The sequence below is a fragment of the Paenibacillus residui genome (assembly GCF_042677205.1).
In the GTDB taxonomy this organism is placed as follows: Bacteria; Bacillota; Bacilli; order Paenibacillales; family NBRC-103111; genus Paenibacillus_L; species Paenibacillus_L residui.
This window is the reverse complement of record NZ_JBHTIU010000070.1, coordinates 1-23,615: the sequence shown is the minus strand read 5'-3', so window position 1 is coordinate 23,615 and position 23,615 is coordinate 1. Positions and strand designations below refer to the sequence as shown.

General features: G+C 48.4%; 11 protein-coding genes and 1 other annotated feature. Of the genes, 5 read left to right on the top strand and 6 right to left on the bottom strand.

Going from position 1 to position 23,615, the window contains the following annotated elements:
• A complete protein-coding gene (locus tag ACFQ03_RS17950) occupies positions 1–2,436 on the top strand; it encodes an ATP-binding protein (RefSeq protein ID WP_379289887.1) in 2,436 nt (811 codons plus the stop codon).
• A 73-nt stretch (positions 2,437–2,509) separates the two neighbouring features.
• Here the strand turns inward: ACFQ03_RS17950 and metG are convergent, their stop codons facing one another.
• Positions 2,510–4,135: a methionine--tRNA ligase gene (gene metG / locus ACFQ03_RS17945; RefSeq protein ID WP_379289885.1), complete on the bottom strand. Its 1,626-nt coding sequence runs from the start codon at positions 4,133–4,135 to the stop codon at positions 2,510–2,512.
• Between the two features lie 62 nt (positions 4,136–4,197).
• Positions 4,198–4,457, bottom strand: a binding site (T-box leader).
• Between the two features lie 170 nt (positions 4,458–4,627).
• Here metG and ACFQ03_RS17940 point away from each other — a divergent pair.
• The 4 genes from ACFQ03_RS17940 to ACFQ03_RS17925 all read left to right on the top strand — a co-directional run bounded on the left by ACFQ03_RS17940 (position 4,628) and on the right by ACFQ03_RS17925 (position 14,885).
• Complete coding sequence (locus tag ACFQ03_RS17940; protein ID WP_379289883.1) at positions 4,628–6,013, top strand: hypothetical protein; 1,386 nt, start codon at positions 4,628–4,630, stop codon at positions 6,011–6,013.
• 536 nt (positions 6,014–6,549) lie between these two features.
• The gene (locus ACFQ03_RS17935) at positions 6,550–10,011 is read left to right on the top strand and encodes a cadherin-like beta sandwich domain-containing protein (RefSeq protein WP_379289881.1); all 3,462 of its coding nucleotides are present in this window, start codon (positions 6,550–6,552) and stop codon (positions 10,009–10,011) included.
• Positions 10,012–10,215: 204 nt separating this feature from the next.
• Positions 10,216–12,366, top strand: coding sequence for a YhgE/Pip family protein (locus ACFQ03_RS17930; protein WP_379289879.1), 2,151 nt, complete (start codon positions 10,216–10,218; stop codon positions 12,364–12,366).
• 257 nt (positions 12,367–12,623) lie between these two features.
• Positions 12,624–14,885, top strand: coding sequence for a helix-turn-helix domain-containing protein (locus ACFQ03_RS17925; protein WP_379289877.1), 2,262 nt, complete (start codon positions 12,624–12,626; stop codon positions 14,883–14,885).
• A 441-nt stretch (positions 14,886–15,326) separates the two neighbouring features.
• Here the strand turns inward: ACFQ03_RS17925 and ACFQ03_RS17920 are convergent, their stop codons facing one another.
• The 5 genes from ACFQ03_RS17920 to ACFQ03_RS17900 form a co-directional block, all read right to left on the bottom strand.
• The gene (locus ACFQ03_RS17920) at positions 15,327–16,184 is read right to left on the bottom strand and encodes a carbohydrate ABC transporter permease (RefSeq protein WP_144939108.1); all 858 of its coding nucleotides are present in this window, start codon (positions 16,182–16,184) and stop codon (positions 15,327–15,329) included.
• Between the two features lie 109 nt (positions 16,185–16,293).
• Complete coding sequence (locus tag ACFQ03_RS17915) at positions 16,294–17,250, bottom strand: ABC transporter permease (RefSeq protein WP_379289875.1); 957 nt, start codon at positions 17,248–17,250, stop codon at positions 16,294–16,296.
• 235 nt (positions 17,251–17,485) lie between these two features.
• Positions 17,486–19,033, bottom strand: a complete 1,548-nt coding sequence (locus ACFQ03_RS17910) for an extracellular solute-binding protein (RefSeq protein ID WP_379289873.1) — start codon at positions 19,031–19,033, stop codon at positions 17,486–17,488.
• A gap of 434 nt (positions 19,034–19,467) precedes the next feature.
• The gene (locus ACFQ03_RS17905; protein WP_379289870.1) at positions 19,468–19,764 is read right to left on the bottom strand and encodes a DUF4359 domain-containing protein; all 297 of its coding nucleotides are present in this window, start codon (positions 19,762–19,764) and stop codon (positions 19,468–19,470) included.
• Positions 19,765–20,209: 445 nt separating this feature from the next.
• Positions 20,210–23,536 (bottom strand): collagen binding domain-containing protein, encoded by a 3,327-nt coding sequence (locus tag ACFQ03_RS17900; RefSeq protein ID WP_379289912.1) that lies wholly within the window; start codon positions 23,534–23,536, stop codon positions 20,210–20,212.
• Between the last annotated feature and the right edge of the window lie 79 nt (positions 23,537–23,615).

Sequence of the window (23,615 nt, the reverse complement as noted above, 5' to 3'; positions counted from 1 at the left end):
TTGCGCTATTTTGCTGATGCATGTTTTTTACAGCATTGTTTTATATTTCATAGCACAACAGCAGAAGGTTCTGATCTACTTCTCTTTTTTGATCGTGTTTGCCATTCTAACGATATTGGTCGCCGATGGCTGGTTTGGCTGCCGCTCAACTACGAATGGACTCAGAAGCTGCAAATCATCGTCTACCCGGGAGCGGCCATATTCCTGTTCGAATTTGTGAGCAGATTGTTGTCCGGCAAATTCGTCAAGCGAGTCTTACATTGGTACTCTATCGTATATGTTCTATTTTTGTTATTTATTCTATGGGCACCGCCCGAATATGTTGAGATGGCCAAAACTCCGAGGGTCGTCTACCTGTTATTTGCTTTCCTGGCCGTACCGTTCCTGTCCCTTCGCAGTACGCTGCGGGGGAATAAAGATGCCTTGTTTCTGCTGCTGGGAACAACCGCTCTTATGGCCAATATCATCTGGGATGTGTTCAAAAAATCAGACTGGTTGAATGTAGAATATTATCCTGTCGACATGATCCTGGCTTGCCTGGCCTTCGCTACCTACTGGTTCAGACGTTATTTCCGTACGGCCGCCAAGACGAAGCAGCTTGCCGAGAAGCTGCAGCGGGAGGATAAGCTGAAGGACGATTTTCTGGCGAACACCTCGCATGAATTGCGCAACCCGCTGCATGCGATTCTCAATATTGCTCAGGCGGTGCTGGACAGCAAGGCTTCAGCAGATGATAAAACGAGCAAAAATATGAACCTGCTTATGACCATAGGCCGCCGTATGTCGCTGCAGTTGAATGATCTGCTGGATCTGACCCGTCTGAAAGAAAACCGTGTCCGGCTGAACATGACCTCTCTTCGGGTACAGACGGTGGTATCGGGTGTGCTGGATATGCTTCGGTTCATGACCGAAGGCAAGCCGGTCCGTTTCGTCCATCGGATCCCGGATAACTTCCCGCCCGTAATGGCGGACGAGAACAGGCTCATTCAGATCTTGTTCAATCTGCTTCATAATGCGGTGAAATATACCCATGAAGGAACTATTACCATAGACGCTTCTATTAAAGAAGGGATGGCCCGGATCCGGGTTGAGGATACCGGCATAGGTATGGATGAGGAGACCCAAACAAGAATCTTCCAGCCTTACGAACAGGGTGATTCCAGCATAACCGCGATTGGAGGAGGAATCGGGCTGGGATTAAACATCTGCCAGCAATTGGTGAACCTGCACGGGGGAACGATCGAGGTCCAATCCGTCCCGGGACAGGGCTCCGTGTTCACCTTTACCCTGCCTTTGGCCGAGCCGGCAATTATACAGGAGGAGCCAGGCCTTCCTTCGGTTTCCCAAGCGGAAAGCGAAACGGCGGCCGCTTGTGTTGAAGAGCCATCCCGAGCTCTGAGCGAAAGCTCGTCTCGGGCGGCTCCCGGACCTGCTATCTCCCGAATCTCATCGGACGTGCCCAGGCTGCTGGCCGTAGATGATGATCCGGTCAATCTGAATATACTGGAGGCCATTCTGTCGTCCGAACCTTACGAAATAGTAACGGCAGCAAGCGCTCAGGAAGCCTTGGCCATGCTGGAAGCGGGAGAGTGGGATTTAATCATCTCGGACGTGATGATGCCGAAGATGTCGGGATACGAATTGACCCGCAAAGTCCGCGAGCGCTTCTCCCCCTGGGAGCTCCCTGTCCTGTTAGTGACCGCCCGCAATCAGTTGGAGGATATCCAGACCGGTTTCCTTGCCGGCGCCAACGATTATGTGACCAAACCGGCGGAGGCTGCCGAACTGAAAGCCCGGGTTTACGCTTTGACCGGGTTAAAGAGATCCGTGCACGATCGGCTGCGTATGGAGGCGGCCTGGCTTCAGGCACAGATTAAGCCTCACTTTATGTTCAATACGCTGAACTCCTTGGTAGCTCTTAGCTACATTGATATGCCGAGAATGCGTACAATGCTGGAAGCTTTCGGGGATTACTTACGCACGAGCTTTGACTTTCAGAACTCCGAGCGGCTGGTCCCTCTAGAGCATGAGCTTGGCCTCGTCCGCTCCTATCTGGCTATTGAGAAGGAACGGTTTGAGGATAGGCTGCAGGTTTCATGGGAGATTGACCATAATGTTGCACCGGTCATCCCCCCGCTATCTATTCAGCCTCTGGTGGAGAACGCGATTCGGCACGGTTTGATGAAGCGGTCCGAAGGAGGGCTGCTTCGCATTCGGATAACCGATATGGGAGACCGGGTCGAAATTTCCATTGAAGATAACGGGGTCGGTATCGAGAGTGAGCGTCTGCGGCATATTCTCGAGCCTTCAAGCGGCCGCTCGGGAATCGGTCTGTCTAATACGGACCGGCGTTTGAGGCAAATCTACGGCCAAGGGCTGCAGATCGAAAGCATTGTCGGCCAGGGAACTATCGTTAGTTTCATAGTCACGAAGTAAGGAACGTTCTTCGGGGGGCTTCCCGCTTGCCCCCTTTCCTTCCTTCTTCCGGTGCCCCTTTCCCCTTCCCAAGTTACCCCTTGCCCAGGCGGGCAATTTCCTCTTCTATTACAGCAGCATCAATTCTTGTAAACAGCACCTCCAATGACCGGATAATTGTGCCGGGGGCTATCTCCGTATACTGCCATCCCGCCTGCGAGATGGACAGAAAGTCCCTGATTCTCCGGCAGGCAAAGGGCAAGAACGGCTCCAGTACATTCGCCAGGTTCGCTATGATTTGCACGCATGTAAATAAAGTATCCGCGCAATGCCGGCGGTTTTCCTTAATTTGCACCCACGGCTTGCGTTCGTCGAAAAATTTGTTGGCTCTGCGGATGAAAGTGAAAATCATCTCCAGAGCATCCTTCAATTTGCCCGCTTCTATGGCTTGGCCCGCTTGGTTATACAGCTCCACGATCTCCGGCTTCTTGCTTATCTCCATAGTGCCAGCCGGAATACGTCCATCGAAGAATTGGACAATGAACTTAAGGCTTCGGTTTACAAAGTTGCCGAAAGCGCCCAGCAGCTCGCTGTTGTGGCTGTATATGAATTCCCTCCAGGAAAAATCCGCATCCCGGTTCTCCGGCCCATTAATCGTCAGAAAATATCGCAGCGAATCCGGATCATACCGCTGAATCACGTCGGTCACCCATACCGCCCAATTCCGGCTGGTCGAGATCTTCTTTCCTTCCAGCGTTAAATATTCGCTCGAAATGATTCTGTCCGGCAAGTGCAGATGGCGCCCCACCCCCATAAGCAGGGCAGGAAGAATGAGTGTATGAAACGGAATGTTGTCCTTGCCATGAACATAATAGGCGATGGTCTTCTCCGACCAGTAGTTCTCCCAGCTCCCACCGGTTTCCTGCGCCCACCTCATGCTGGCTGACAGATATCCGCTGACTGCTTCGATCCAGACATATATTTTTTTATCGCCGTCGCGTTCGAGAGGAACATCTACTCCCCAGGTTAAATTTCGGGTCGCCGCCCGGTCATGAAGTCCTTCGTCCAAATATCTTCGAGTCAATTGAACCGCGTTGTCCCTCCATCCTGTCGCCTCGCCTAGGTATTCCTCCAGCTTCTGTTGAAATTTGGACAGAGCCAGAAAATAATGATCGTCCTGTCTAGTAACAGGAGGGCTCCCGCACAGCTTGCACTTTTTATGAAGCAAATCGCCGGGGTCCAGCAGATTAGAGCAATAATCGCACTGATCTCCGCGGGCCTGCTGGCCGCAATGAGGGCACTGTCCCTCTACATAGCGGTCCGGCAAAAAACGGGAGCAGGCTTCGCAATAGGTTTGCTCAATCGCCTTTTTGTAAATATATCCATTGTCCAATAGTTGGAGAAACAGCTGCTGGACGAGGTGATGGTGGAACGGTTCATCCGTCCGGGTGTATAGATCATAAGAAAAGCCAAGCTTCCGGAAGCAGTCGGCAAACTCGTTATGATAACGCTCCGCAATAACTTCGGGGGAAACCCCCTCCTGGTTAGCCCGGATCGATATGGGTGTTCCGTGACAGTCACTGCCGGAGACATAGAGCACCTCCTCCCCTCTTAGCCGGTAATAGCGCGCCAGTATATCGCCCGGCAATAAGCTTGCAATATGTCCCAAATGCAGCGACCCGTTAGCATACGGCCAAGCGCCCCCAATAAAAACACTCATGATCATGACCTCCAGTATATTGAAATATTGTAGTAACCCCACAAAAAAACTCCCGTCCCCTAATAAGGGACGAGAGCCTATATCTCACGTGTTACCACCCGCATTCATCCATACTTCACAGCATGGACCTCTTCAGGTACGGCACTTAGGTGCGTATACCCTAGCACTATAACGGGCGCGCCCGGTGCAGCCTACTGCCGGATGGGTTCGATGCACAGCTCAGAGACCATATTCGCCGGATGCTTCTTTGCTCCTTCTCAGCTGCCGGAGCTCTCTGTTCAAAGAAGTGGGTCCAACTACTCTTTCTCTTCAACGCTTTTTTTCGAATATTCTAAATATTATATGTCATTATATTTCTTATAATCCCATTATGCAATCCCAAATCGCTTCTATTGACACAACCGCCAATTTTGGATATCATCTTGGCTATGATTCCTATATTTCTAATCGGAATAATATGATTTGTAAACTTTTTGTCAGGAGGAATTAATGATGAGCACCATCAAAGCTTCACTCTCCAAGTCGATACTGGCCGCCTCCCTTTCCTTGGCTGTACTGTTTGCCGCTCCGGGACAGCAGGCTCACGGCGAGGCTGTATCGCAAGCGCAGGTTTCCCAGCTATCTGTCCATAGCCCGCAGGAAAATTATGCTCTCTTTCTCAAGGAAAAATTCCAGATCGAAATAGGCGATTCCATCACTAAAGGGGACTTCATTCAAGCTGTCGCCCAAGCTCTGAATATCCGGCCCTCGGAGAACGCGCCGCTTCCTTTCACCGATCTCGATGCCGCTAATCCTGCCTATGCTGCCTCGGTGGCGCTTCATGAACAAGGCATCCTGACCGCTTCCGAGGTCCATGCGGACCGCAGACTCGATGTTCTCCAGGCCGCCTTCATCGCGGTCAAAGCGGCAGGATTGAAGGAGCTGGCCTATACCTATCCCAATGATAAAGTAGAGGCAGCCCTCTCCAAGCTGGGGTTAAATCCGGCCGCCTTCGATTTCTCGGCCGCACAAGAAATTGCCGCAGCCGTTGACAATGGACTCATTGCTCCCGCTTATTACGGAATTTTCTCCGGCAATCCTCCGGCGACCAAAGCTTTTACGGAAGAACTGCTGGGGAAAGTTTTGGCTCTGAAGGGCCAATATAAGCATTACCTCGGAGAAGTGAACGACCCGGATATTTACGGGAAGCTTGCACAAGCATATCGGACTTCGGATATTATCGAAGCCCCGGCACTGCAGCAAATCGTCAACAACGCTCTGGAGAACGGGCTCGTTACAGGCTATAATCTGAAGGATTCGCGCTTCGATCCGAACTTCATTGATTCCCTGTCCCTTACATACGGGCATTCGAATATCGAGCATGCCCTCCAGCTTGTAGGGCTGCTCCGCAGCGAAGGGCTGAATGCCAAGGTTCAGCTGGAACCGAAAACTTCCGCATTCATTCACTTGGCTGAATGGGGGAAGCCCGAGGAATCCGAGACGAATAAGCTGACTCAAATCGCTAACGGAAACTATATCTTCTCCGCCAAGGAATACGATCTATCGCTCGAATTCGAGAACGCAGGGGACAAGGAACGTTTCCAATCCGTTATTCTGCAGTACGCCAAGAAGAATAGCGAAGACCAAACCGGTTTAATCGTCCATTCATGGTGGCAGCCGTTATACTATTCCTTGACGGAAATAGACGACTACGAAATTATTGCGAATAACAAAATTGTAGACGGACATTACTACGCCCAATCCTTTACTTTACAGGAAGATTCCGAGTCGATCGCGGAAGGCTTCCGGAATTTGTCTCCGGACATAGAGGTCATCAACTACACCTTCTGGGTAGATAAACCGTTCTACCATTATCTGACGGGAGAGGACTTCAAGTAAGCATCCACAGGTGCTCTCCGGAGCATCGATAAATTTAAACTATCGTATCCTTCCAACGCCGCACTCCTTAATTTAAGGAATGCGGCTTTTTTTCTTAATTGCTGCCAAGGGAAAGTACCCATCCCTTACGCATGAAGGTCGCATTCAGATCCGTAAGGACGTCACAAAGACGAGCAAAAGTGCATTAAAATCGTGCCTTTTTCAAAAAAGAAGGCGAAAGACGATCAAATGTGCAGGTCTTTTTGACAAAATGGGGAGATTTCGCAAAAATCGCTCCAAAGACCTGCATTATCGCTTTAGAATCAGGCATTGCGTGGCTTTTTCTAAAAAAGACATGCCGTTTTGCTTGTCTTTTGCACTCATTTTTATATCGGATATCTACGTTTTTTTCCTCCTTCGGCCGATATATAACGATAGAAGGTTTATTCAAAACCTTGTATAGGGCGTATCCGTTCTTATAACGGTAGCAGCTGATAACTATGGTTTCCCAGCAAATCGCCAAGGAAGTTTATGAGGAAAGAAGGTATAGATCCCTTATGAGAAAGAATCGAAAGTCGTGGATCGGGAAGGTGCTGCTATGCTCCGCTCTTCTGTTGTCTCCGTTGGCGGCCGGCGCCCCTGTTCCGACAGCCCATGCCGATACCAACAACAATTACAGCTTGTCCCTGGCCAATCTGGTCCTGGAAAATTATTCGCTTTCTCCCGTATTTACGCCGTTAAATGTATTTTATACCGCGGATGTGCCCTACCATAAAACTTCTATCCGGGTCACTCCTACCGCCATGGATAAAAATGCAACCATCCAAATTAACGGAACGTCGATAAGCAGCGGCTCTTCCCGGGATGTAGAGCTGATGGTAGGCTCCAATATTATTTCGATTTCCGTCATTGCTCCCAACGGCAGCTCCAAATTATATACGGTCAACGTGACCCGCAAAAATATAGGTCTCGTTAATTTGTTTATGGATGCGACATCCTTGAATGAGCCGTTCGACCCGGAGGTGACCTCCTACACGGCCAGAATTCCCGAGTTTCTGTCCTTTATCAACGTTACAGCCGTAACCGATTTGAAGGACTTAACCGTGAAAATTAATGGACGAATAGTATCGAGCGGAGTGCCCGCGGCCATTCCGATAACCGGGATCAATTCCCTGATGGTTGAAGTTTCCTCTTCCGCCAACGAAATGAAGGTCTATACTATCCATCTGGACCGATCCGCTGCCGACAAGAACGGGTTATCCTATCTTTATCTGGAAGGGGCTTCATTGAACAGGGCTTTCGATCCGAGCGTCACTTACTACTCTTCTGTAGTCAATAATTATGTATCCGAAGTGAAGGTCAGCCCTACCTACGGCAGCAACATCCGCTCCGTAACCATTCGGGGAACCAAGGTGGCCAGCGGGTCTTTCTATACCGTTCCGCTATCGATAGGCAATAACGAAGTAGCCATTGAGGTCGAATCCTACGATAATATTAAAAAGACCTACCGGATTAACATCAATCGGCTGTCGTATAACGATAATAACCAAAACCCCGGAGGCGGCGGAGGCGGCCATTCAGGCGGGGGCAGCCAGCAGTTCGCTTATTTGTCCAACCTTTCGCTGAGCAGCGGAACCTTGAACCGGAGCTTCGACTCCAACGTGCTTAAGTATTACGCTACCGTCAATAACAGCACCTCCAACCTGCAAATCAGCGTCTCATTCTGGTCCGGCATTACCGCCAAAATTAACGGAAAAGAGGTGCAGAGCGGCAGCTTCCACGATATCCCCCTCAAGACCGGAGACAATAACGTCGCCATTGAAGTACGCAGCTCCAGCGGGGATATTCGTTACTATAACGTTATGATTACAAGGCTGCCTTCGGATTACGGAGATATCGGAAACGGCGGTGGCGGCATCGGCGGTACCATCGGCGATCCCAATACTTATTTGAGCAATCTTCTGGTCGAGGGCCTCTCCCTGGATAAGAGCTTCCAGTCCAATATTAGCGGCTATTCTTCAACCGTCACTTACCCGGTGAGCCATTTCCGGTTAAGCCCGATCTATCATTCCAATATATCGGTCAAGGTAAACGGGCAACCGGTAGCAAGCGGCGAATATTACTGGGCTGCGCTCAACGTAGGAACAAACACGATTACGATAGAAGCCAGATCGAACAACGGAGGCCTGAGCTACTATACGATTGTCGTTACCCGGCTGGCTCAGGGGCAGACGGATCCGGGCGGACCGATCGGGGATAACAGCCTGATTTCAATCGGCTCTCCCAACATCGCGCTGGATCGAAGCTTTCATCCGAACGAAACCTATTATCGGGGATATACGGGAAATCCGAATTTTACTTTTACTCCTGTGACGACCGGAAGGGCCCGAATCAAAATTAACAACACTTATTATTCATCCAATCAACAAGTATCCATTCCGCTTAACCTTGGAGAAAATAGTGTGAACATTGAGGTTGTTCCGGACAATGGGGGAGCCTCCCGGACCTACACCTTCATCGTAAGCAGAGGAGATTATACTTACGATCCCAATGAGCTGTCCACCATCGTTATACCCGGTGTGACCTACAGTCCCAAGTTCGACAAGAATGTCTCCTACTACCATGCGACGGTGGAATCGGGCATAACGGCCATCAAGATGATGCCGATAGGCACAGGAATCCATTCAATTACGGTTAACGGGCATAATGTCAATAATCTTCAGCTGTCGCCGGAATTGCCGCTGGCCTATGGAGACAACAAAATAGAGGTCAAGGTGCAGAATTATTATGGAGGAGGTTCAGGCACCTACACCTTCTGGATTACGAGGACCCGCCCGGAGCAGGAGGGGCAGCCTCTAAGCCCTTATCTGCTGGATGGGGATATGATTGTGTCGATAGGTACCCCTTCGGACGCCAATATTACGTATGCCAAGCTTAAAGAGCATCTGGAGCCGAGAAATAACTTCAACAGGATTATCTTCAAGATTGCCAGCGGCAAATATTCGAGCCAACCGAATTACGTCATGTTCGATCAGAGCATGCTTGAATATTTAAGAAGAAACGCCCGTATGATTATTGCGGAAACGCCTGACGGCAAAATCACCGTCGACCCTTGGGATATTAAGTCGAACGCATTCAAAGCCTCTTTCGAGATGAAAGACGCGGACTTGATAACCAACGTTCCGTCCAATTATGAGCCGCTTTCCAATCTATATTCCATTTCGCTGGAAGGCCTGGATACAGCGGACGGCTGGGCGTCGGACACCTATTCCATCAAGGGGATGATCGAGCTCCCCACCCAGCTATCGGAGCAGGAGCTCAAACAGGCTAATGCCTACGATTTCTCCGATATCTATCAAAGATGGGAACTGGTTCCCAGCACCACCAAGGACAACATTAAAGAGATTGTCATCCATGGAAACAGCGATATCGCCATCATGAAGACAGCGATCACCTTCCCTGATATTGCAGGCCACTGGGGACAATCCTATATTGAATATTTAGCATCGAAAAACATTGTCAACGGCTATGAGGACGGTACCTTCAGACCCGATAGGCCGATCACGCGCGCCGAATTCATTACGCTGCTGGTCAATGCACTGCCGTTGGATAGCCTGTCCTTCTACCCAAGCTTCAGCGACGTTCATGAAGGAGAATGGTACTTCGAGGATATCCTGCTCGGGGCCCAGCACCGGTTAATTGAAGGCTATGAGGACGGCCGGTTTAAACCAAACGAACTGGTTTCCCGTGAGGAGATGGCTGTCGTCCTGGAACGGCTGATGCGACAGCAGCTTGGAATGAATATGTCCATCACTGATGAAGAAGTGGATGCATTGTTAGGCCGCTTTGAAGACGCCGGCGAAGTCAGCGGTTGGGCCAAACAAGCGGTTGCCATTAACATTAAAATGGATGCCATGAGCGGATTAAGCGACAGGCATTTGGCCCCGCAGGCCAAAGGTACCCGGGCGCAAATTGCTACCCTGCTGTACAAAGTGTTTGATAAAGCCAAGCGTTTCTAAAGGACACACCTTGTGAAACGTGCATCGAATAATTGATAAGGAGGGCTTGGCCGTAGAGGGCGGGCCCTTCCTTTATTCTATGCGGGGCGACTGGAGGGCTTTTTCCACAGAGACGTAGAAAACTCCGGCTGACATCATGTTAATGAAGGGTATGTTTGGCAGCGAAAGCAGAGATACTAACGAAAAACCATTTGGGTGGCTTCCATGAAAACTATTCGAGATATCTACTTTCGCGACCTTAAACATATTTTCACCAACTGGGCGGCATTAATTGTTATTACCGGACTCGTCTTCTTGCCCTCCCTATACGCCTGGTTTAACATCGAAGCTTCTTGGGATCCGTATGGTCAGACGGGAGGACTGGCCGTGGCTGTTTCCAATAACGATGCAGGATCGGTCATTAGAGAACAACCGATCAACATTGGAGAGGAAATCATTGCCTCGCTCAGGGATAATCGTCAAATCGGCTGGATCTTCGCGGATGAACCGACGGCACTCAGAGGAGTTGAGCATGGAGACTATTATGCGAGCATAACGATTCCCTCCGACTTCTCCGAGAAGATAGCGTCAATTCTGACGGACCATCCTCAGAAGGCCGAGATTGAATATACGGTGAATGAGAAAATCAATGCCATTTCCCCTAAAATTACGTCTAAAGGGGCCAGCGGAATTATAGAGGAAGTTAGCCGCAACTTTATCAAGATTGCTAACGGAACCGTTTTTCAAATTTTCAATGAAATCGGCGTGACGCTGGAGAGCGAGCTTCCGACTATCGAGCAGCTTAGAAGCCTTGTCTTCAAGTTGGAAGCGATGTTTCCGGAGATCTGGCAGACGGTCGCCACTGCTGCGGAAGACCTGAGCAAGGCTAACGAGATTGTCCTCAAAGCTCAGGAGAATGTACCGATTGTCGCCCAATTGGCCAAGGACGGGCAGGATTTTACCGAGCGGTTAGGCCAGTTCCTCGACCGGAGCAGAGAGAATGCGGCTGCAGCAGGCCCTTCCATCAAGAACGATCTCGCGCTGCTGCAGCAAACGGCGACGGCCACGGAGCAATTGACTGCACTGCTGCTTGAAGAGAAGCCGGACCCAACTGCAGTGAAATCAGCCCTCGACCGGGCCTCCCGCAGACTGGCCCTAGCCATTGACATCACCGACAAGACAAGCTCGCTATTTGCCAGGCTCAACAGCATGGTTGGCGGCAACCGGCTCGCTTTCGTGACCGATAGGCTCGGACAGATCAAGACGAATTTTGAACAGCAGGCGGCAGCCGTCAATCGGATCAGGGAAGCTATAGATAAGGGAGAGAAACCGGCTGACGACCTGGTCCAAAGCTTAAACCAATTGTCCAAGGATGCCTCCGCTTGGATTGGAGACTTGCTCAACCGATACGACAGCGAGATCCAGCCCCTCATTCTGGAAGGGCTGAACAAGGCGAGAACGGCGGCCGAGCAGGCTCATACCGTTCTGACAGAGGCCTCCCGCAGCATTCCGGATGTTCAGAAGATTATTAACGATGCGGCTGCCGGACTGGCATTCGGGGGCCGTGAGCTGCAAGCCGTCCAGCAGCATCTTCCGGTCATCGAAGCGAGGATCAAAGCACTTGCCGACCTTATCCGGCAATTGGAGAGCGAGGGGAACCTGTCGGAAATCATTGATTTGCTCAAGCACAATGCGGAAGAGGAAAGCAGCTTCTTCGCCGAACCGGTCGTGCTTAAGGAGAATAAGCTGTTTCCAATTCCGAATTACGGATCGGCCATGTCCCCCTTCTTCACTACTTTATCTCTTTGGGTAGGAGCTCTGCTCCTGGTCTCTTTGCTGACGGTAGAGGTTCATCATCCCGAACTTAGCTACAAGAGCTATCAAATTTACTTCGGGCGATATTTGACCTTCATGTCGATAGCCGTCCTGCAATCGCTGATGGTGACACTGGGCGATTTGTTTCTGCTCGGAACCTATTGCGTCAACAAGGACTGGTTCGTCTTCTTCGGCGCACTGCTTAGCGCAGTATTTATGCTCATTGTCTATACTCTGGTTTCCGTATTCGGCAATATCGGCAAAGCGCTGGCCATCGTGCTGCTGGTTCTGCAGCTGGCCGGCTCCGGCGGCACCTTCCCGATCCAGGTGACTCCCCCATTCTTTCAGGCGATTCATCCTTACCTTCCCTTCACGTATGCTATCAGTATGATGCGTGAAGCCGTCGGCGGAATTCTATGGGACATTATCCTTCTCGACCTGCGGATGATGGCCGCCTATGTCGGAATCACCCTTCTTATAGGGTTAGCCTTGAAAAAATCGATCAACCGGGCGTCTCAACGTTTTATCAAGAAGGCCCAGGAAAGCGAGCTGATTCATTAGCGCTGTATTAAGCTCCTCTCTTTCGGCTTACCCCGGACGCCGAACCAAACTTCTTGGCTGCTCTTGAAATTAAGGCCGTTATCCCCTTCGATCAGTTTGTCCCGGAGGGCAGATCCGGCCCTATTTGCATCTGCAAATATATCGATGTTGTATGGATTCAACCTGAAATAAAGTCAGCAATCCTAAAAAGTGTTCATTTATAGAGGCGCCGGGATTAGTTATAATTAGCAAAAACCATACTCATAGGGAGTGTCAGCATGTTCCGGTTTTCAGGTCTTAACTTCAAGGTCAACTCTTTATTTATGAAATTATTGATTAACTTTCTAATTATTATCATCTTACTGGCTTCCTATAATTTATGGTCCCTGTACCTTTACTCCCGCAATGTCGAGAGAGAAATTATAAGCCATAATCTATCCCTGATGAAAAATACGTCGGAAACGCTGGAGAATCAATTCCGCTCTTTGAAAGGGCTTATGTTCAATTTGTATCACGATAGCAATGTGAAAGCGCTTTATAGACAGTCGCTCTCGGGCAGCTTGCAGGATCTGGACTACCTTATGATGACGAACTTAGTGAACCAGCTTCGGAATGATGTGGCGAATCCCTACTATCATTTGGAGAATTTAATGATTTATTATCCCGGGTCTTCCTTTCTGATCGAAAAGGAAGGGCTTGTTTTGGAAGAACGTATGTTCTCCCGTTTTTATATCAGTAATTCTTATCCGGCTTCTTTCTTTCAGAAGCAATGGGAGGAAACGATTTCTTTCTCTATCTTCCCGGCGGCCAACTTCCGTAACGAGCATACTCAAAACACATCCAGCCTTCTTCCGGTCATAGCCCAGACGATGCATCGGGATTACCAGATCATTGCCTTTATTCAAGCGAACAAGCTGCTCCAGGCCTACAGCGGGACCCCGCAATCGGAGCTTCTTCTGCTCGACCCGCAGGGGAGCGTTATCTTGGCTTCGTCCGAATCGGCCGGCAAGCGCAGCCTCCCGGAATGGGACGGGAGCAAGAAGTGGCTGCTTCAAGATCACACTTACTATTTCTTTAAGAAGGGGGAAGAATCGGGAGCCACCTATGTCTCCATTATTCCTTACCAGACGATGAATGCCACCCTGCAGCAGTTAAACTGGATGGCCGTGTTATTGTTTGCCGTCACCGTGCTGATCGGAATCGCCGCATCCTTCTTCTTCAGCCGCAGCATCCACCGTCCGGTGCGCGAGATCATTTCCAGCTTCGTTCAGGGCAAGAAACCGGCGGCCTACCACAGCAGCATCAATGAATTCAATCTGATTCACGACCGAATGGACGGATTGTTCCAGGAACGGAATCAGATGAACCAGAAGCTGATCAGCAATAAATCATTGTTAACCAATTACGGCTATATGACCCGTTTCAAAAAAATTTATAGCGATGTTCCCATTACGCGGGAGTTTATGGTGGGAGAAGGAACTTTTATCCTCGTGCTGTATCGGCTTCATTATCGGAAGAACGCCATGGATCAAGCGCTTCTGCGGCAGGAAAAAGTAGCGGCTCGCGTCTGTGAATTTATTCAGCTGCATATCCGGAAGTCCTTTCCCGTATCGCATACTCTTCAGATGGAGAACAATCAGATTCTGTCCATCATTCACACGGACAAGAGAGACGAGCCACTGCAGAACAGCATCGAGGCCTTAAAGAAAACCTTTGACTTCGACCGGAATTTCTATCTCGTAACCGTAGCCGTCAGCTCCGTCTTTAAACAGTCCTCCGACTTCGATAAAGCGTACGAGCAGACATTAATGATGATCCGCCAGGCCAGGCCGGTGGAAGAAACGCAAATCATATGGGATTTGGCGCAGACGGACTCCCATTTCATGTTTACGCCGGAGCAGGAACATGAATTTTACGTCAATGTCCAGGCCGGCAATGATGCCCATTGCAACCATCTCGTTGCCCGGATGCTCGATTCGATGGACAAGCATCAGGCTACCTCGGAACAATTGTCCAGATTCGCCGAAACGCTGATTGTGAAGACCTGGAAAACGATGGAGCTGCTTAAAGTGCCTTGCGAAGGCTCCCCGGCCGACATTTTGGCCCAGCTTCAGGAATGTATAACTACGGAGCAATACAAGCGGGTGCTCAGCCAGTTTATTTCCAGATCGGTTCGGACCATTAAAGTAAAACGGGAAGAGCAGTATGACATTATCGAATTTGTTATGAATTTTCTGGAGAACCATTATGAAGAGGATATTTCGCTGGATCTGCTTGCCGATAAATTGAACATGTCCTCCACTTATTTATCCGGCTATATTAAGGAAAAGACCGGCCACAATTTCACCGAGCATCTGAACCGGGTAAGAATTCGCGCGGCCAAGGAGCTGTTGTCCAAGCCGGAGCTGACGATCAAGGAAATCGGTGAACGGCTTGGTTACCGCAACTCCACTTCGTTCATCCGGATGTTCAAGAAATGGACCGGCCAGCCTCCGGGCGACTACCGCAAAACCCTTCTTTTTGAAAAAGAAAATGGCTAGCATGACTCAGCGTCACATAGGGACTGTCTCAAAAGTAGTTTCAAAACGATTGAGAAACAGCTGCAGATCATTTCTGCTAACGAATTTGAGAACCGCTATTACCGTAAAAACGATGTCATTTCAAATATAACGAAACTCAGGATCGTTATCAGGGCGAAAAGCTGTGCTGTGACCTTCTATTTTGGTGAATAGCGATCTTGAGTTTCGTTACAAAATGGAGAAGTTCCATTTTGCCCAAATAACATTTCTATGTTTCGTTATACAGACCGGCTTATAAGGCGGCCCCCTTACTTTCCCCTAAAGGGGGTCGTTAAAATCACCCTACGACCCTATCCCCTGTTTGTCGATGCATATGCGGTTTCTGGCGGCTCCGCCGAGGCTGCCCGGAACTAGTGCATCCCTTCCAGGCCCCCAAGCCTACCCGAGGCCCGGACCCCGGCGTTATCCTTTAACCGAACCGATCAACGCACCTTTAACGAAATATTTCTGGATGAAAGGATAAATGATCAGGATCGGCAGGGTGGACACCAGAATGGTAGCAAACTTGATCGCTTCCTCAATGACGACAATTTCCGTGGGCCCCTCGCTTCCGGACAGCTGGCCGGATAAGACGATATTTCGCAGAATGACCTGAAGGGGAAACAGCTCCTGGTTCCGCAAGTAGAGAAGCGGCCCCATGAAGTTGTTCCATATGCCTACCGCATAATATAACCCGATCGTAGCCAGCACGGCTTTGGACAAGGGCAGCACGATCCGAAAGAAGATACCGATTTCCGATAAGCCATCGATTTTGCCCGATTCCTCCAGCTCGCTGGGAATGCCTGCAAAAAACGTTCGCATAATGAGCAAATTCCAGGTTGAAATAGCCCCCGGCAGAATCATCGCCCAAATCGTATTAACCAGTCCGAGCTCTCTCACTACGAGAAATGTAGGAATCATCCCGCCGCCGAAAAACATCGTAAATACAATCATCAGCATTAACGATTTGCGGAAAACCATCTTTGGCTTCGACAGAGCATAGGCTCCTAATGCAGTTAGCAGCAAGGAAACCGCTGTTCCCAGGGTGACATAGATGAAGGTGTTTTTATACCCCGTAAAGATTCTCCCGTCGGCCATCACATATTTGTAGGCTTCCAGAGTGAAGCCTTTGGGCCAGAACCAGACTTCTCCCTTCAATATGTAGATATCATCGCTTAGCGAGACCGCAATCATATAGATGAACGGGTATAGGCAGAGGAACACTACTCCCAATAAAATGATTCCATTCACGATATCAAACCAATTTAAGCGTTGTTTCATTTAGCAATCTCCTTATTCGATACAAGACCTGGAAGGTAGGGTTGGAGTGCCGAGCTAACACCTGCTCGCACGTTTAGCCCGGATTTGGCGGAAGCCTTGAGCGCACCGTTTACCAGATGCTATGTTCACTTACCTTCTTGCTGATTTGATTCGCGCCGATAATAAAGATAAAGCTGATAATTCCGGTAAACAGGTCAATGGCGGTCGCGTAGCTGTAATTTCCGTTGGCCAGACCCGTACGATATACATATGTGCTGAGAATATCCGCCGTTTCATAGGTGACCGGACTGGATAACAAATATACCTTCTCGAAGCCGATTTCAATAATCTTTCCGATATCGAGAATTAATAGAATAACGATGGCCGGAGCTATTCCCGGCAAAGTAATATGCAGGGTCTGCTGCCAGCGATTGGCCCCATCTATCCTCGACGCCTCGTACAATTGAGGATCGATCGCCGTTAATGCGGCTAAATAAATAATGATTCCCCACCCGACATGCTGCCATATATCGCTGGTTACATAGATCGTCCGAAACCAGGAGGCTTCAACCATAAAATTGATTTTGTCCATACCGAACATTTCCAGAAGGCGATTGACCATTCCGCTGGACGGGGACAGAAACATAACGACGATCCCGGCCACTACAACATTGGAAATAAAATGCGGCAAATAACTGACCGTTTGCACAAACCTTTTATAGAAGGAGTTTCTTACTTCGTTAATCAGCAGGGCTAAAATAATCGGAGCCGGAAACCCGAACAGCAGCTTATAGAAGCCCAGTAAGAAGGTGTTGCGGATAATGGGAAAGAAATCCGGGCTGTCAAAAAACATACGGAAGTATTTAAAGCCCACCCAATTGCTGGCGAATACCCCTTTATACATGTTATAGTCCTTGAACGCAATCGCTATCCCAAAGATCGGCACATACTTGAAAATGATGTAATAAAGCACACAGGGCAAAACCATGAGCAGGAGATATCGGTCGCGCTTAATTTTATATCCCAATGATGTATTGGACAGAGGCTTCGATTGAACATCAGTTATAGCAGGACGTGAGGTTGACATAGTTTTTTTACAATCTCCTTGTTGCGCGTATTTCTCTTTCCGGCCCCGTCTTATGCCGAATAAGAGATCCCTTTCAGTCTCCTATAAGCACGAGAGCTGAATCAGATTTATAACCTTATCCCTGGATCCTTCGATAAGCCGGACGGGAACTTCAGCATCTTCCAACAAGCCGGAGCAACGGATTGCAGTATTCCCGCCGCCTATAAGCATGCATGCTTATAGGCGGCAGGTATAATTATTTGTCCATGAGGCTCTTCGCCCGGTCATGTGCCTTTTTGTAGATGTCGACATATTTCTGAACGCCTAATCTTTCCATTTCAGCGACATAGGCATCCCATTCATCGAATGATTTCTGACCAAGAATAAACTTCCCGACGTTCTCCTCCATGTATTTCTTGATGCTCTCACCTGTAATGCCCAGCTCTTCGTTCTCCTGATCGGTAAAGGCAAAAACCGGCTGCTGAGGGTTTAAGGAGTATTGGTCGATCACTTTCAACCCCTCCTGCATTTCAGGAGAGAACATTTTGAAGAAGCCTTCCATGTCATGAACCGTAAATGATCCGTAGGTGGCAATCCCTGTTCTTGTTCTTAAGTCGGCGAAGCTGGTATATTCCGGGTTAATTTTTTTCTCCCCGTTCTCCACAATGTAAGTTTCGCCTTCCTTGCCCCAGCTCACCAGTTCAATGCCTTCCGGGGAATACAGAAAATCCAGATAGCGCAGAACGGCTTCCCTGTTCTTGGTATTGCTCGCTACTGACCAACCCTTAGGCATAAAACCGGAATATTCATTCAGCGGTTTTCCTTCAGGTCCGCCGGCCGGCGGCGGCATAAACTCGACTTTAAAGCCCGGAATTTGATCCTTGAGAAGAGACATCAACTGGTCGATGGACCCAATGTAATCCACGGCCATGAAAGCTTTCTCCTGGGCAAACAGGTCCTGGAACTGCTTCCGCTGGATGGACATGAAATCGGGCGGAATAAGCCCTTCCTTATAAAACTTGTTCAAATAGGTCAGCATGAGCTTGTAATTTTCTTCAACCGGGCCGTATCTCCACTCATCCTTGTCATAGTCGTAATACTGCCAGTTAAAAGTATTGAAGTTTGTCGCCATGTTGCCGAGCGGACTCATGCCGCCAAAGATCGCAAGCGGATAGCTGTCGGGATACAGTTCCTTTAATTTTTTGGCTACCTCGTACAATTCATCGTAGGTTTTCGGAAGCTCCAGACCATGCTTCTCAAATACGTCAGATCGATACAGCCATGAACGCCTGGACTCCTTCTCAAGTCCATAGAGCGGAAGGTAATAGCTTTTACCGTCGGCGGACATGACCCTCTGCTTCACTTCCGGATGATCCTCAAGAAACTTCTTGTAGTTCGGCATCTCGTCCAAATGGTCGAAGATATTAAGGAATGCCCCGCTATTCCCGTGTTTATTTGCCGTAGCCAGGTTCGTGATCGTCATGAGATCAGGCATATCGCCCGAAGACACTGCCAGGTTAATGGCCGTCCCGTAATCGTTAGGCGGCGCCTGCACATTGAATTCAATGTTTGTCGCTTCCTTAATGTACTTGTATATCGGCCAATCTTCTTTGTACGGCCAGTTCGGATGGGAATCGACCATCATATTCAGCTTGACCGGAGGATGGCTGGTCGGCCCCGACGATTCCGGCGGCTTTTCGGTCCCCGGGTTAGCACTGCCACCGCCGCATCCTGCCAATACAGTGCCCAACAGAGCTGCTGCGGCGGCCGTTTTAGTTGCTTTCTCCCATACTTGCTTTCTCATCTACTTCTTCTCCCCTTCGCTTAATGAAATCATTTTCACCATTCTGGCTTTCTTCTTCCTGATGATAGTGGCTGTTCGTTTAACCGCTTGCACAGACAAGAGTAGCTAGTGAACAGATTCAGCCAAGCTGAACATTGGGAACCGGATGAGATTCTACTCTGCCGGATTCAACACCGCCATAGAGACGGCCTTAACCCCGATAGGGAATACCGGTGATTACAGATGCGGCCAACTCCAGCGACAGTATTGATCTTACCTTCTTCTTTTAACAAAAACTACTGACAATTCATGCGAACATAAGCTGAAAACCCGAAGGCTGAAAAAAAGTCAACAATCTGAAAACCGGACTATGGAAAATATAGCCCATAAATGATGAACATAAAAAAGAACCTCCAGAGCCACTATGGAAGTGAAACGGGAGGTTCTTTTTCTACTCAGTGTAAAGATAGGAAGTTATTAAATACGCCTAAAGCTTTAATCTTGTTTTTATCTGTAAATTTGGTCTCACAGACCGTGAAAACAACATAGTTCGAGCAGGTCGTTGTGCTTTGGATCAGACCGTCCAGCTTATCTCCAAGAAAATCTATGCCCCAAGAAACGATTACATTATCCGCCTCTTTCTTGACTTGCGTCTTAATCCACCTGGTAAAATCATCTTTCTTGGGAGCGGTAGCCGCTGCCAGAAGAGCCACAATAATCACGAGCCCGAACACGATATACTTCTTTTTCAACCTTTTGCCCCCTGTCGAAGAATTATTCAGCTATAGGCAATTATAACCAATTGCGACCTATTAAAGAAGACACTCTTTTAAATCTAGTGAAGGATAATGTGCGAACATTCCATTAAAAAAGCTTTCCTTCCGTTCCGAAAGAAAGTGCCTCCGAAGCTTTAAATCCAGTCCAAATCATATTTCTACCGCACCTCAAAAAGGGCGGCCCTCTATTGGGAGGGAACGCCCTGTCCGACATTTAATTAACCACATTAACCTAAATCATGCCCGATTATGATGATATAAGCAATTAAGAAAACCTATTTGCATCTTAATTTAGTTTTCCTATCTGACGACGCACTGATTCTGGTTTTGAGCCATAGATATCTGCGTAAATTGAGAATGAGCAGCCGACTGCGTAAAAAAATCCGTTGCCTTATTTCAGGCAACGGATTTTGGTGAACCCTTAGCGTTTCGAAGCTCTTTGTCTGAACCAGAGCACCACGGCTGCGGCACAAAGAAGTAATCCTACCCATGGTGTAATAGGCATCGTTTCTCCTGTCAGCGGCAGCAATCCATTTTTCCCGGTGGAATCTTCCTTATTCTCAGGGTTATCGCTTGTCTCCTGCTCTGTAGGTCGATAAGCCTCCGGGCTCAAAGCATTGTCAGCATTCTGTTCGTTATCCGATTTTTCTTGATCGGCTATTTCTTGGTCGGGCAGATTCCCATCCGGCCGGTTGTCTTCCGGTTCTTGATCATTATCCGTTTGATTATTATCAGTCGGATCGTCATCCTTATCCTCATTACCAGATTCAACAGGTGATATAATCGGATATTCTTCAGGTTCTGGTGTCGAGCTTGGACTTGGTGTCGCACTTGGTCCCGGTACCGGACTTGGGCTCGGTGTTGTACTTGGTTCAGGGTCCGGACCCGGGTCTGAGCCTGGTGTCGGTTTCGGACTTGGTGTTGGCTCCGGACTTGGTGTCGGTTCCGGGCTTGGTGTTGGCTTCGGACTTGGTGTCGGCTCCGGACTTGGTGTCGGCTCCGGACTTGGTGTCGGTTCCGGACTTGGTGTTGGCTTCGGACTTGGTGTCGGCTCCGGACTTGGTGTCGGTTCCGGACTTGGTGTCGGTTCCGGACTTGGTGTCGGCTCCGGACTTGGTGTCGGCTCCGGACTTGGTGTCGGTTCCGGACTTGGTGTCGGCTCCGGACTTGGTGTCGGCTCCGGACTTGGTGTCGGTTCCGGACTTGGTGTCGGCTCCGGACTTGGTGTCGGTCCCGGACTTGGTGTCGGTTCCGGACTTGGTGTCGGTTCCGGACTTGGTGTCGGTTCCGGACTTGGTGTCGGTTCCGGACTTGGTGTCGGTTCCGGACTTGGTGTCGGTTCCGGACTTGGGCTTGGTTCTGGAGAATCCTTGCTCTTATTTTTTACTGTAAGCTCAGCATCTTTAATCGTTTCTTTAATTTCGATTGGTTGTTCAGCAACTTCAATTATATATCCTTCTGGCGCTTTATCTTCTTTCAAGATGTATTTCGCAAACAAAAGATTCTCGAACTTTACTTTTCCGTCTGTTCCCGTTGTTAATGTTCTAATAAGCTTACCATTCGAAGCAAAGTAAAGCGAGAATTCGGCGCCTTCCAACGTTTTGAATGAATTGTCAGCATCGACCTTGGTGATCGTAAGGCTGCCAAGCTCGCCGCTTCCTGTACCTGATCCACCGGACAGTTTTACTTGGATGGGCTTGCTTGAGGTCATTTTATCAGTGGCAATTCCGTTTCCTTGGAATTCAACTTCATTCTTAACGACGTCATTATGCTTAGCGTTAATAAACGACTGATATTCCAATACATAGGCAGACTTAAAATCTTCTATAAATATGATTTCAAAGGTTTCTTGACCCCCGGCATCCGTATTGAATTCGAGAGTATAGTCTTGATCTTCCACTAATACTTTACTCTCATCTTTCGAAACTACTCCATTTGCCGCAATCGTTGTTCCATAAAGCTTAAATGTGTCCTCAAGCAGGATCTGGTTTACACTGAGCGTGTCAATGATTTTAGCTCCTGCCGGAATTTGGGATTGCCCGCGGTTAATGAAAACTTTCCACTCTATCTTGGCGCCTTTCTGCTCACCTTCTTTATAGGTGTATTCCGTTCCATGATTAATCCCTACTCTAGCTGGCAAAGTGGTTAATAGTTTATCGCCTTCTTTAAGCCATGCTGTATTGCTGTACTCCTCGTCAATCAGCGTCCCTTCAAGAGAGGTTTCATAAGTAATGAGGTAGGGGGTATTAATAGACTCAAACGTAATTTTGAATCCTGGATTTCCATCGACATCTGTAATGTCTTCTACTTTATACTCGCCCTTATCGACTTTATCGCCCTTCTTGACTCCATTCCGTCCTCCTGTAAGTTCCATATGATGAACTGTAAGAGACCCCTCTACAAACTTTTGCTCCGGAGTCTTCGGCATAAAGTCTTCTACACTAGCAGATTCAATCTTATCCAGGTTGTAATTCACGCCAATTTCCCATGTGATTTTTTTATCTTCGGCGTTGTAGGAACCATTTTTAAAGCCGTTGTTTTGGGTGTATTGATCCGGGTTGAAATTATTTGTTACAGATCCTTCATACTTCTCGTTTCCATCCTTCCAATACACGGTTGCTTTGTTTTCAAACCATGTTTTCCCGTCTATTAAAGATCTAAAATTGAATTTCGTGGTGTAGGTTATAGTAATTTTGGAAGTAATTTCTTGATCCTTTAAATCATTGATCACAAAACCTGCATCCCACGAATCATGGCCATCCAAATATACGATATCCGTCACTGCACTTGTTTCGGAGTTTCCGATTTTAATCCGTGCGGTTTCTGGAAGCAACTCTAGCCCGCGACTGGTAAACTCATCCCTAACAACGATTTCGTTCATCTTGTATCCATTTTCGTTTATTACAATGGTCCAGTCGACAGTCTTCTCTTTGTAATTAACGTTGCCGTGCAACTTGCGAATAGCCCTTTGCTCAATAGATTGAGAATCTGAACCTACCTTGCCGTCAAATTCAACCACATTATCTATTTGGCCGTTTTTAATAACAAGACCTTCCGCTTTGGTCTCATATTGAATCTTATAAGCGGAATCGAAGTCTTTCAGGAATTGAAGTGTAAAGCCGTTGTCTTTAGTTTCAGTGTCGACTTTATAATAGACGGATTCAGTAACGGTTTCGAAGCCGCTCTCCTTGCCTGTTTTCGGATCGATCGTTACTTTCTCTACTTTAAAGGATCCGTCCATTATTTTAAAGGATGCTTCCTTCAGTCCATCACTTACTGTAAAAGTATCCTCGAGAATTGCTTTGTCCGGCGGGATGCTCTTCTGGGCATAATTATATTTAATCGTCCAGGTAATCGTTTGGGTTATCGGATCATAATGCCCTGCCTCTTTTTCCAGTAATTTTCCGCGCCGTACAGATATACTGGCTTCCGCAGATTGAGCCCCACTTTCAGTGCTGGTTAATGTTGCTTTATTGTTGAATGTTATCGGTCCGTCATTCTGATCGGCAACCTTTGTTGTATACCGAATTTGATAAGCTGAACCAATGTCTCCAAACTCAATCTTCACTTCGTTACTGTCGGAAAGATTATTGTACTCGCTTGGATCTATCAGCGAACCCTCAGTCACTTTACCCTGCGGATCCACATTCAGACGATATACTTCTATGGAATCGGTCTGCAAGGTCTGGCCCGTTTGAATAGGATCACTGACGGATGCCCCCTTGAGGGATTTCAGGTTCGTATTAATATCTATAGACCAATACTGGACAGTGAAAAGTTCTTGTCGAAAAATTCATGGGAATAAAGGTTAAAGGTGCATACAGGAA